Source organism: Cuniculiplasma divulgatum (genome assembly GCA_031200235.1).
Classification (GTDB): domain Archaea; phylum Thermoplasmatota; class Thermoplasmata; order Thermoplasmatales; family Thermoplasmataceae; genus UBA509.
On sequence record CP133595.1, the window covers coordinates 502,328 to 514,367 of the forward strand.

Sequence of the window (12,040 nt, forward strand, 5' to 3'; positions counted from 1 at the left end):
TAATCAGATCGAATAGGGCTGGCAATGGATTCCATCCCATGCGAAGATGTTTTTGCCGGGAAGCTTGCAGAAATTATTCGGAAAACATTTCCTGGCATGATTCCACCTGATTCAGCCCTTGGTTTTTCCGGGGGCATAGACAGTTCACTCATAAATTTCATCGCTGGAAACAGTCTTCACCCTTACAATGTAAGCGTTCCTGGATCCAGGGACCTCTCCAACGCAACCATGGTGTCTGAACGCCTGGGATTCAAGTTCACGCACATCGACCCCACTGGGCTGGACATTAAAAAGTACAGGGAAATGGTACGTGATGCGGATCCAGGAATCTCAGAATCAGACATGGGCTATGAGGTTGTTCTTGCCATCCTTCTGGACAGTATAGACGAAGAATACCTTGTCACCGGACAGGGATCCGACGAACTGTTCTATGGGTACAGGCGATTCATTGATAATCCTGGTCTCACCAACGAGGGGCATATGAAGAAGCTTTACAGTTCAACTCTCCCTAGGGAAGAAAGACTGGCCAGCGCCATGGGGAAGAAGCTTGTTACGCCTTACCTGAGCCCTGAAATCCTCGGGATTATGGAAGGGATGCAGAGAGAACAGAATGTCAGGGGAAACATGAATAAACTCATGCTCAGGCAAGCCGCTGTCTGTCTTAGCTATCCGGTAGATCTGGCAATGATTCCAAAGAAGGCTGCTCAGTACGGGTCGGGAATTCAGAAGCTTATCAGACAGTGAGTTATTCCATTGCGATGCTAAATTTTAGCTAGCATGAGCGTCAAACCAAGATATCTGAGTAAATACATTAGTGATACGAGAACTATTTACATTAACAAGCAAATTTGATAAACAGTCAGCATTTCTTAGTTTATGTAAACCAAAGCCAAAAAATGACCAAGAGTGGACTTGATCGCCTGTATTCATTCTTGTTGAAAATTAGTATATACTTTTGCAATACTTCCACGAATTTCCATAATCTCATATCGACCCGAAAGTTGTGTATGTGTACTGTTTTCCCCAATTCTAGACAATTCACTAAAGGAATTATGCGACAGTCCCTGCCGTATCACATCCCTTTCGTTCTTCCATATTGCTTCCCCTTCTCTTCATGCGTTATTTTTTTAATATCTAGGTTTTTGTGAAAAGTCTAACGGAAGAGAGGACTATTCAATTTTCAATGCTTACGGGGTAGCCTTATGTTTCGACGATACTATCTAAACTAAGAGGATGATCCAATGCTGAAGACCCAATGAACAAGTATACATCTAAATATATTCCGTCGAAAATGTTGGCCAGTCAAGAACAAACGAATGATTGAGAGATGAGATAACAAGGAGTTTAAAATCGTTGGCACACTGAAATGAAATTTTGATTTGTTGCTAATTCTGAGTCGAAGACTGTTCAAAACTTTATTAGCGAATTCAAATGGCTCCTTCTTGGAAGGATTCTTAAGCAGGTTACCAAATGCTTCACCATGAAGTCAGAATTCTAGAAAAGACTGAAAATATTTGAGATTAAAAAGTAGTCATGCCATAACTCTTTAAATCGAATCTGAGCGCTTTTTACGTCACGTACAAACTTTGGTAGTAAATGAACCATTCATTACGATTCTATCTTATAATCTTTAGTGAAAGGTTAGAACAAATGGGTGAGTTTGGTTTACTGCTCTTTGGAATGATTAAGGCCTATAACGACAAATAATCCATAATGATGCTTGTATCCAATTTGCTTCCACAATTATTATGGCTACCGAGAGGCCCAGGCACGGATCCCGTGATAAATCTGAAATCAGGGAATGGAAAAGGGAACAGGGTTTTGAGATGCTGAAGAAAGGCATGAAGAAGTCCGTTATATCAAAAAGACTCGGGGTGAACCGAAAGACAGTGTACAACTGGTCAGTCAAACTGGAACAGAGTGGAGACTGGCATGACAGGAAACAGCCAGGTTCCAGGAGCAAGTTGAGAAAGGATCAGAAGGAGAAGCTGAAGAAGATAATAGACGGCGGTCCAAGGTCATACGGCTATGATACTGATCTGTGGACACTGAAGAGAATATCTGAAGTCATATCAAGGGAGTTCAATGTTGATTACAACACGACACACGTCTGGAGAGTGCTGAAGAACTTGGGTTATTCAGCACAGATCCCGGTTGCGGTTGCCATTGAGAAGATCCCGGATACGTGAAGGAGGCCAAGGAGAAGAATGCGACCATTCTGTTCCAGGACGAATCCGGAATGCAGAGCAGGCCCAACGTCAGGAGGACATGGTCTCCCAGGGACAAGAGACCGGCCATAAGGGTGAGGGAGAAGAGGGACAGGATATCCATATCCTCTGCAGTATCTGCGGATGGCGATCTGTATTTCGCCATAAAGGGGGGTAGCATGAACGAGGACGACATCCTCTCATTTATGGATCAGCTTCTCTCAGAAATACATGGGTTTCTTTACATATTCTGGGACAACATCATGATACACAGGAGTGGCAAGGTCAGGGAATACCTCGGCACGCATAATGATCGGCTCATCACAAGGCGTATACCAGCATATTCTCCCGAGCTGAATCCCGATGAATTCGTTTGGAATGCCCTGAAATATCAGGAGCTGCCAAATTTCTGCCCTGAAAGCATGGATGATCTGAAGAATGCTGTCATATCCACCATGAATAAACTTAAGAGCAACCCGGAAAGGCTAAGAAATATAATCAGAGGCTCAAACCTTCCCCTACCGCCCATAACAGGAAAAAATTAAACGAAAGTAGAATAAAAAACTGGGTGAAATTCCTTATTCCTCACTGCTGAAATTCTCTTTTCAAGCATTTCAGTATTTATTATTCCATCAGATTTAAGTGAGTTATAAAAGCTATTAACAATGGGGTTATTTCCCACTTTTTCCTTATCATACATCAAATAAGCTGCACTCATAACATCCAAGGAAAACCTCGTAAACAAATTGTTCAATTCATAATCTTTTATCTTTGGAAGACTTACATCGCTAGAAGAGTTTCTCAAGAATGTATCACAGAAGTTGAATATCTGATAAAGATCTGAGAAAGATTTTAGCCTTATTTTCCATCCTTCTCCCCGTCCCATAACTGGCTCATTCTCGTCTCTCAAGAAAACATCCCAAGCGTATCCGTCCGCCTTTCCATCCTCTATACCGGCGACTATGAGCGATATTCTGCGAATTATACAACCCAGGCATTTCCCGCAATTCGGATATTCACTGTTGGAATACCTAGTGGTTCTGCAGGAATTTGTCCTCTTTATCAATTCAAAATTGCTAACATGGGAAACCGCTTCTGCCTTTGTTAATGTCCGAAATGGAGTTAAATATTCGAAATTTTCTCTGTATAATATCCCAAATATCTTTCTTGTGAGTTCAAGCGTGACAGGATGCGTGGTAATAGTTACCTCATCAAGGATATCATAAGACGGTTGAAACCTATCTTTTCCCCTGATTAACACTACATTCTATCTCAAATAAGCTGTTTTAAGGTGTCTGTGAAGGAAAAGATTCTTATAGATTGTAGTGTTATTATCACTACATGACATTCACCCGGAGGCTTCCAAAGGGAAAAAACATCTACGTTTACCGTGTGACAAACCACAGGATAAAGGGAACTAAGGAAGTGAAACAGGATTCTGTGTATCTTGGAAAGGAGATTACCGTGGATGGAAAAACCGTGATACAGGAACCGAGGAAGCGGATCATGGTTAGGAGGCTTCTGGAATCTGCGCCATACATAATGTACCGATATGCGGAGGATTTCGGAATAATGGATGATTTCATACCTGCCATAAGCGGTTTCACCAGCATGAGGGAGGCAGCCAGGAGAATCGTTGTACTGGCTGCAATGGACATGTTCGGTTCCACCGGTTCCATTGAAATGCATACGGGCATAAGGGATGGCACAGTGAAGGAGAACCGTGATCTGGTGGATTTCATCGGTTCTGAAAGTCCCCATATTGCAGCAGTCCTTCAGAAGGCCATATCGAAACGCATAGTGAAGGAGTTCGGATCCTCAGGCATAGTATATGATCTCAGTGCAATACGATACTACGGAAAGGATAATGATCTTGCAGAGTACGGCCATTACTATCATTCCAACGGGGAGAACAGGGAGATCAACTTTGTTCTGGCAGTGACAAGGGATTCCGGAATACCGGTGCACCACAGGATCATGCCCGGCAACATAGTGTCGGTTTCAGCCATCAGCAATCTTGTGATGGAACTGAAGGATTTCGGCATCCGTTCAGTGATGATTGTCATGGACAGGGGTTTCTATTCCGAATCCAACGTGAAGGAACTCCAGGATCACGGCATAATCGCTTCAGTCCCCGGTACGCTCTCCGTATATACGGATCTCTTGAAGAAGTCCTCGGGCATAGAGAGCTCCAGGAACTACATGCAGTATGGTGAGGATACAATATTCCACAAATCATTCATGATCAATAAGATGCGTTACATTGTGTACTACAGTGCAAAGAGGAAGGCAGAAAGGATAGAATCCTTCTACTCCAAACTCTCGGAGGCGGAGAAAAGGCTCAGGGGCATGATGGCTGTGAAGTTCAGCAGCAGGAACGACATGATTCGGTCCGTCACGGAATCTGTCAGGGGCATGGGAAGGTACATATCGCTTAAATTCACCGGATCAACATTCACATATTCACTGAAGCACAGAGCAATACAGTCACACACATCACGCATGGGATTCTTCATACTACTCACAAACACCAAGATCAGTGAGGCGGATATCCTGCAGATATACAGAAGGAAGGATGTGGTTGAGAAGGCATTCATGCATTCAAAATCCGCCATGGAACCTCTGTATGCACGTACAGAGGATGGTACACGGGCGAAGGTGTTCCTCTCCATTCTCGGGTATGCAATCATGGCAATGATTGCATACAGGTGCGGCCTGACATACAACCGGACTCTGGAAACCATAAGGGGCATCAAGGAGGTTGTCTACGCCAATGGCTCCCACAGTACTGTGGAACTCACAAAGGATCAGAAAACACTGCTGGAGAAACTTTCAATTGAACTGTAGTGTTAAAATAGGGCAAAGATAGGTTGAAACATTACAGGTCCAATTTCAGAAATAATAACTTTGTTCATTCCATGCATATGGGCAACAATTGTCCCTATTGCTGTATAAACAAAACCTCTCAGTTGCTGCAATCTGCTTCTTCCCTTTGGGATTTTTATTATATCTATAGATATCCCCTTTGAATTCATAAAAGGGATAAGCTCTTCCTCCACTAACTTCCTAAGCATTGCGTGAGACACAAATACCCCAATGGTCTCTATTCCAGTTGCCTTCGAACTTAAAATACCGGTAAAACTATCTGCTCCTCCTGAAAAGAGGCAAACTGCGCCATCATGCTTTATAGTATCTATTAATGTGGATTGCCATTTTCTACCCACGGACTTGATATTCAAGTCAAGAAATAAGCCTAGTGAGAATGAGAGAAGATATGTGAAGTAAGTTTTTAATGGTAATTCTTGTTGCGGACTAATATACTCCAATTCTATATCAACACTTATTTTTGAATTTAAGTCTATTACGCAATTCTGATAAGAACCGTCTCTCAAAAGTCCTTCAAGGATGAATATTCCACAAATTAAGCTCAAGAATTCATAATTCTGCCCTAATAACTTTAGTTTTCCAGTGTCTATGAATCTATCAAATGTTATATCTCCACGTTCTGGAGAGATAGTAATTTTCTTGTCAGCACCGGATTTGTTAACTGAAGTTACTATTATTTTCATGTTAATCTTCCGCGTAATCAGAGATTACTTTTCTAATGATTTTTTCAATCTCTAATGCCTGCGTTGTTGTGGGCTCTGATTCAATGAGTAAATCATGCGTGATTAGTTCTTCAACTATATCACTGGCAATAAATTTTGATTTCCTCTCAAGTTCTTTTTCTAGCTCTCTCTTCTCCTCATCGCTGAGTTTTAAGTAAGAATCAGATACCCTGTCATCAGTAGTAAAGCTGGATTTTAGCATTCCATAAATCAAGTTCTCATAGAATTTTAACATAAATTCTCGTAATTCAGAATCTACTCTCAAGTCAATACACCTGCAGCCCCTTCAATTGCTGATTTTATTATTTTTGTATCATCCATGATTTTTTCTGAGTTGGCATTTCCTCCTGTAAATTTTGCTACCAATCCAGGGACGATTAAATTCGAAGCCGTTCTTACCTCTCCGGGTAACAAAACATCATTTATAAGAATCTTAGCAGCTTCTAATCCGGAGGAAATCATGGCCTGTCTTAAATCTTTAGTTTCAGTGTATACTTTCAAACCTTTATAAGCAGAATAGGCAAGCTCAGATGCTAAGACTAATCCGCCAATGTAAGGATTGGATATTGCTAACGTTCTTACAGCCATTTTAGCCAAAGTCTTCGCATCCAAGTGTGCTTCTAGAGCATCGCGTAACGCATGAACCTCTTTTGAGGTTTCCTTTTTGCCTTTGTAACTGCCTGCATTTCCCTGTGTTCTTGTGCCCAAATAAGTAATTAGATTGTACCATCATATAATAATTTTTCAAATATAAATTTAGAATTTATAGTAAAAGATTTGCCTGTATCAATATTGACCGTGGGAGTGTTGAGTTGATATCTTTAAGTTGAGATTAGATGTTCAATTTCTCCATTTAGATCGGGCTTTATGAAGTCCCCACTCAGTTGTTTCGTTATTATGCCTGCACTAATTGTGTTAGAAATTGAGTCAAATACAAGATAACGCTAATCCAGTGCAGTTCCTATATTAGTTGATAATTTAATGAGAAGTGTGTTGCATAATTCCCCTGTATAATGAAATACAGGGGGGTGATTGGTTTGTATGACACCAAAGCCAATCACTGCTACAGGCAATAGAAGCAAAAGAAGATATTGGATCGGTTCGGACAGAAGGTATGACAGGTACAACAGGTCCCTGGTGGACAGGATTGAGGATCTCCTTGATACTTCATTCCTCATGGACTGGAAGCTGCTCCTTGCAGATAACAACAGTGGAAAGAGAGGCCATCCCTACAGGACACCAAATGCATTCATAACATTCCTTGCAAAACTCAGGGCAATGTACAGCATTCCCTTCAGATCACTGGAGGGAATTGCCAGGATATTTGCAAGGATCACAGGCATTGCAACAGTATGCTACACAAGCATATTCCGAAGAATCAGAAAGATTGTGCCAGCTATTCCCGATTCTCAGGGAAAGCCTGTGGACTGTGCCATTGATTCCACAGGCTTCAAGATCACCATCAGGGGTGATTATCTTGGATCAAAATGGAAAAAACCAAGGGGGGGATGGTCAAAGCTTCATGCAGTCATATCCATAAATGATGTGTCAGCCATGTCCTTTTCCATCACTGATGATCATGTGCATGATGCAAAGGCAGGAAAGGAACTGCTGAAATCTGTAAAAGAAAGGATCAGAAGGATATTTGCAGACAAGGGTTATGATTCAAAGTCAATATACAATACATTCGGGGAGAATACAATAATACCCCCAAGGAAGAATGCATCCACAAGGAGCAGGGGATCACCTTCAAGAGCGAAAATAGTCAGGAAGATCTGGAGGACATCGGAAAAAGAATGGAAGGAATCCGTTGGTTATGGAAAAAGATGGCATGTGGAGATATATTTCTCAGGCCTCAAGAGGACAATGGGTGAGGTAATCAAGGCCAACAGGCCTGATTACATAGTTCAGGAGATTGCACTGAAGGTGCAGTATTACAACGTTCTAAGAGAGATGACACATGCCTATTGAATTGTGCAACACACTTTCCTCCGACCATATGTATAAAAACCGTATACTCATCCGAGACTACTATTGAAAAAACATGACAAAATTCTGAAAGTGTTCCCAGATAGCTGAACCCAACCATCAGCAAAGGTGACGACTGAGAACGTTGACTACATATTTTCCAGAGTAGATTGATATTTCAAATGGGCTTGGCCGGATTTGAACCGGCGGCCTTCGCTGTGTGAGAGCGATGTCATAACCGCTAGACCACAAGCCCTCTGTCTGGGGAAAATTGAATCCGCATTAATAACTTTGCACATTTTGTGTTAATTTCTACTTGCAATATTTTTATCCCAGTTCCACATTGGTGTAACGTCCTGGAAATTAGTATATGTGATTTGTGATCATATATGACGACCCGGGACTAAAATTCGTTTAGTCATGGGCCTCGGGATTAGCATCTGATGCGTCATCTGGCAGTGATCTCCCGATCAGCGACATACGAAAAATTCCCCAGAGGGTCAGCGGAACTACGAAACGTGACTAGCTCCCGTTAAACTGGGGAAAAGTCATTCCGAGGAGTACCAATGGAGAACAGCAGCACTCTTACAAAAATGCAAAGCGATGATCTGGAATACGTCGTTTCAACTGTAAAGCAGTACCTTAATGCATATGATATACAGGTCACTCCGGTAAACGTTAAATTCCTTTATGTCAACAGCGACAACCCTGACATAGATCGAGCCTTCGATGAGATAAGGAAGGAACTTGTGCCCAAGGGCTATATACCATTCCTTTCAGAAGATGGAGAGCATTTCCTGGAGGTGACCAGGAGACCAAACGTGAAATTCCGTGGGGTCTATGTCAACATCATAATGCTTGTCCTGACCCTGGCGTCCACCATCTACGTTGGTTCAATATACGCCATCAACTTCGTTTCAGATCCAAGGGACCTTGGTCTCAGGGTTCTCTACGGATTTGTTTTCTTTTCGCTGCCCCTGATGCTGATTCTTGGAATACATGAGACGGGCCATTATATTGTAGCCCGCCACCACAAGGTGAGGGCATCCCTTCCATTCTTCATACCATTTCCTGTGACTCTAGGCACATTCGGGGCTTTCATCTCACTGAGAGATCCAATCCCAAACAGGAGAGCCATGACCGAAATAGGCGTGGCCGGACCGATTTTCGGTTTCCTGACTGCACTTCCTCTGGTCTTTGTGGCCTCGTTTCTCTCACACTCATTTCCACCGCTTCACGATTACAGGATAGGTTTCTTCATAAATTTCCCCTTAATCTACCATGTACTCCATTTTGCAACGCCCCATGATGTTCCCGTCTTCCCCATGGTGCTTGCCGTATGGGTTGGGATGTTTGCCACAGCCATGAATCTTATCCCTGTTGGGCAGCTTGATGGCGGCCATGTTGTCAGGGGACTCCTTGGGAGAAAGGCATCAATTGTTGACTACGTCTTCGTTGCTTTCCTTTTCATTCTGGGGTTCAGATATGACGGGTGGTGGCTTCTAGCCATATTTGTTGTGCTGCTGGGGCTAACGCATCCTCCTGCACTTGACGATTATGCAAAGATCAGGCCCATGGATATAGCGCTGGGTGTGTTTGCACTCATAATGTTCGTCCTCACTTTCACACCCATACCCATCAGCATCCACTGACCTGATGCATGAATCATTTAATACTTCCCTGAATATCTTCATTGGCAGATGAACGAAACATACGGGGACTTTGTATCATTTCTCAGGGAAAACCGGGAAAGGATCAGGGATGACCTGATCATGCCTGAATCATCTCCCAGAAGAGACCTTTACTCGGATTCATTTCGCAGAAACTTTCTTCCGCCTCCATCCCATGGCTTCGGCAAGAATATATCGGCCACCGACAGCAGCGAATTCGTCAGGGAGCTCTACAACGGCAAGAAGATAATTCTTGTGAGATCATATACATCAGCTGGGAAGACCATTTACAGCAGTTTTGTGCCCAGGGTCATGAACGTTGGCAGGGATGATCTGCAGCGCTTCATTACCATGCTCATGGAACATTCTGAGCACATGAGCGTGCTCAGGATGCTTGAAATTGAAAGACCTGACATGGTGCTGATTGACGGTTCCATAAGCGGAAGGATAAACCGTGAGAGGCGCCGACTTCTTGCAGAAGGATACACTGAATTCCATAATGATTACGTGAAGTCACTTGCAGCAATGATTGAAAGGGCAGATTCACTTGGGATTCCCCTGGTGTTCATAGCCAAGAGTTCTGAATCAAGGGTCTTCAAGAAATTCCTGCTGGGAGAGATAGGTAAAGGCGCGGGCATGAAGGAACAGATCAGGACGGAACTGGATTCAGGGCTGAATGACCATTATCTCATAAAGTCCCTGGCAACCGGGCCCGGATATACCCGGCCCATACAGCAGGCATCAACCCTGGGTGACGGGGATGCTGCAAAGGAGTACCTATACCATACGACCCATATCCTGCCGGATGCAAGGGACCTACCACTCAAGATGGATTTTGTGCTCCCCGGCGAGGAAATGGATTCTTCCGGAAGCCTTGCAAGATCCATAATATCCATGGCCTTCTGGGCATATGGCGGTTCCAAGGTCCACAACCTCTGGCTTGCAGACATAGACAGGCTGGTTAAGTTCAGGAAGGAAGAAGTGGAGGATATCTACATGAAAACATTTGAGAGAGAAATAGGCATCAGTTTCTATGAGACCAGAGGGGAAAGGCGTGCAAGAATCAGAATCTGAGATAGGTTATGTGGTGGGCGATAACACCAGCGAAATGTTCAGATTTGTCATTGCTGAGGATGCCCAGGTGAGGAAGTGGGAATATGTTTATGTGACCACATCCGGCAAGACCGTCCTGGGAAGGGTGGAACGGACCATTTCCAAGAGCGATCTGCTCAATGACAGCATGGATTTCAACAGCGTAGCCCGTTATGTGGAGAGCGATCTGAACTATGCGGTGAACGTGTGCCTTGCCCGAACCCTGGGTTCCGTCATAAATCATGATCTTGAGCTCTCCAGGGATTTCATCAGGCCTGGGACAGCGGTTTACCGGGCACCGTCATCCATGCTTGAAGGCATCTTCGGATTCGGCACCGAAGAGGGGCTGAACATTGGATACCTGGCCGACCGGTCGGATGTCCATGTGTCCGTTGATGTCAGGGGGATGCGCAGGCATGTGGCTATCGTGGCACAGACAGGTGCAGGCAAGAGCCATACTGCAGGCGTCCTAATGGAGGAACTCCTGAGGAAGGGCGCGTCCATTATAGTGCTGGACCCCCATGCCGATTATGTCCTCATGAGGCGGACCGGATCAGGATCATTCTACAACGGCTCCATAAGGGTGTTCCGCACACCTCTGAGCACGGGCAGGTATGATTCCGTGCAGAAGGGTATAGTTGACGAGTTCACCCTGAGGTTTTCCGATCTTGAGGCGGATGACATCTCTGAGATAATGGGCATCAAGGAATCATGGACAAACCTGAGGAAGTCCGTGGAAACCACCGTGAAGAACATGCACGGGCGGAGGGACTTTGATGATTTCGTTAAGACTGCCGAGGCACTTGAGCCTGAGGATTATCACAGGATTGCCGGCAGGATAAGGCTCCTCTCCAAGGTCAGGAGCATCTTTTCGGAACGAACCACGGGTCTGTCAGATTACCTTGCACCGGGAATGATGTCCATCCTTGATCTATCAGGCATGGATCAGTTCCTGGCAGGATACTTCTCATACCGGGTGCTTGATGAGATTTACGATTCCAAGGTCACCTCAACCTACCAGTACCCCGTGTTTGTATTCATTGAGGAGGCACACAACTTCGTGCCTCCTGGATCGCAGACGCAGATAGCCCAGATCATAAAGAAGATTGCATCTGAGGGCAGGAAATTCGGCATATTCCTGGTTGTCATAACGCAGAGGCCAGGCAAGATCGATCAGGATGTCCTCAGCCAGTGCAATTCCGAGATCATCCTGAGGATCACCAACCCACTGGACCAGCGGGCCATCCTGGAGAGTGGAGAAGCAATAAGCCAGGCCGTCATAGATGATCTTCCCTCACTTAATGTGGGCGAAGCAATACTTGTGGGCCAGTTCGTGAAAGTCCCGGTTAACGTAAGGATCAGGGAGAGGGAGAGCATGGAAGGCGGCGGCGACATAGACGTGGTTGACATGCTGCGCAAAGCAAGGGAAGAAAGGGACAGGCGCAACGATCCAAAGGCAGAGAGGCAGAGGATTTCAAGGCTGCTGGGTGACTGA

General features: G+C 44.4%; 12 protein-coding genes and 1 tRNA gene. 8 read left to right on the top strand and 5 right to left on the bottom strand.

Annotated features, from left to right (window positions below):
• Positions 1-24 precede the first annotated feature (24 nt).
• The 3 genes from RE469_02735 (at position 25) to RE469_02745 (ending at position 2,752) form a co-directional block, all read left to right on the top strand.
• Positions 25-744, top strand: a complete 720-nt coding sequence (locus tag RE469_02735; GenBank protein ID WMT45120.1) for an asparagine synthase-related protein — start codon at positions 25-27, stop codon at positions 742-744.
• A gap of 1,004 nt (positions 745-1,748) precedes the next feature.
• Entirely contained in the window at positions 1,749-2,189 is a 441-nt protein-coding gene (locus tag RE469_02740; protein WMT45121.1) for a winged helix-turn-helix domain-containing protein, read from the top strand.
• Positions 2,186-2,752, top strand: coding sequence for an IS630 family transposase (locus tag RE469_02745; GenBank protein ID WMT45122.1), 567 nt, complete (start codon positions 2,186-2,188; stop codon positions 2,750-2,752). Before RE469_02740 ends, RE469_02745 begins: the two co-directional genes overlap by 4 nt.
• Here the strand turns inward: RE469_02745 and RE469_02750 are convergent.
• Entirely contained in the window at positions 2,749-3,468 is a 720-nt protein-coding gene (locus tag RE469_02750) for a 7-cyano-7-deazaguanine synthase (protein WMT45123.1), read from the bottom strand. The two genes, RE469_02745 and RE469_02750, sit on opposite strands and share 4 nt — an antisense overlap.
• 80 nt (positions 3,469-3,548) lie before the next feature.
• Here RE469_02750 and RE469_02755 point away from each other — a divergent pair, with 80 nt between their 5' ends.
• Positions 3,549-5,054: an IS1634 family transposase gene (locus tag RE469_02755; GenBank protein ID WMT45124.1), complete on the top strand. Its 1,506-nt coding sequence runs from the start codon at positions 3,549-3,551 to the stop codon at positions 5,052-5,054.
• A 2-nt stretch (positions 5,055-5,056) separates the two neighbouring features.
• Here RE469_02755 and RE469_02760 read toward each other — a convergent pair whose 3' ends face one another.
• The 3 genes from RE469_02760 to RE469_02770 are packed head-to-tail and all read right to left on the bottom strand — an operon-like array spanning position 5,057 to position 6,523.
• Positions 5,057-5,776 (bottom strand): hypothetical protein, encoded by a 720-nt coding sequence (locus RE469_02760; GenBank protein WMT45125.1) that lies wholly within the window; start codon positions 5,774-5,776, stop codon positions 5,057-5,059.
• A 1-nt stretch (position 5,777) separates the two neighbouring features.
• A complete protein-coding gene (locus RE469_02765) occupies positions 5,778-6,080 on the bottom strand; it encodes a hypothetical protein (GenBank protein WMT45126.1) in 303 nt (100 codons plus the stop codon).
• A complete protein-coding gene (locus RE469_02770; protein WMT45127.1) occupies positions 6,077-6,523 on the bottom strand; it encodes a hypothetical protein in 447 nt (148 codons plus the stop codon). The genes RE469_02765 and RE469_02770 overlap by 4 nt, the downstream gene beginning before the upstream one ends.
• Positions 6,524-6,856: 333 nt before the next feature.
• Between RE469_02770 and RE469_02775 the strand changes: the two genes are divergently transcribed.
• Positions 6,857-7,786, top strand: coding sequence for an IS5 family transposase (locus RE469_02775; GenBank protein WMT45128.1), 930 nt, complete (start codon positions 6,857-6,859; stop codon positions 7,784-7,786).
• A 180-nt stretch (positions 7,787-7,966) separates the two neighbouring features.
• Here the strand turns inward: RE469_02775 and RE469_02780 are convergent.
• Positions 7,967-8,039: transfer RNA gene (locus RE469_02780), tRNA-Val, on the bottom strand.
• Between the two features lie 310 nt (positions 8,040-8,349).
• Here RE469_02780 and RE469_02785 point away from each other — a divergent pair.
• From RE469_02785 to RE469_02795, 3 genes are read left to right on the top strand one after another with little or no spacing between them, the layout of a single operon-like run.
• Positions 8,350-9,435, top strand: a complete 1,086-nt coding sequence (locus RE469_02785; protein WMT45129.1) for a site-2 protease family protein — start codon at positions 8,350-8,352, stop codon at positions 9,433-9,435.
• 48 nt (positions 9,436-9,483) lie between these two features.
• Positions 9,484-10,527: a DNA double-strand break repair nuclease NurA gene (locus RE469_02790; protein WMT45130.1), complete on the top strand. Its 1,044-nt coding sequence runs from the start codon at positions 9,484-9,486 to the stop codon at positions 10,525-10,527.
• Positions 10,508-12,040: an ATP-binding protein gene (locus RE469_02795; protein ID WMT45131.1), complete on the top strand. Its 1,533-nt coding sequence runs from the start codon at positions 10,508-10,510 to the stop codon at positions 12,038-12,040. Before RE469_02790 ends, RE469_02795 begins: the two co-directional genes overlap by 20 nt.

Bases quoted from the DNA above. Each gene is read 5' to 3' on its own strand.
- RE469_02735 (WMT45120.1), top strand. From the start codon at position 25: ATGGATTCCATCCCATGCGAAGATGTTTTTGCCGGGAAGCTTGCAGAA.
- RE469_02740 (WMT45121.1), top strand. From the start codon at position 1,749: ATGGCTACCGAGAGGCCCAGGCACGGATCCCGTGATAAATCTGAAATC.
- RE469_02760 (WMT45125.1), bottom strand. From the start codon at position 5,776: ATGAAAATAATAGTAACTTCAGTTAACAAATCCGGTGCTGACAAGAAA.
- RE469_02785 (WMT45129.1), top strand. From the start codon at position 8,350: ATGGAGAACAGCAGCACTCTTACAAAAATGCAAAGCGATGATCTGGAA.
- RE469_02790 (WMT45130.1), top strand. From the start codon at position 9,484: ATGAACGAAACATACGGGGACTTTGTATCATTTCTCAGGGAAAACCGG.
- RE469_02755 (WMT45124.1), top strand. From the start codon at position 3,549: ATGACATTCACCCGGAGGCTTCCAAAGGGAAAAAACATCTACGTTTAC.
- RE469_02775 (WMT45128.1), top strand. From the start codon at position 6,857: ATGACACCAAAGCCAATCACTGCTACAGGCAATAGAAGCAAAAGAAGA.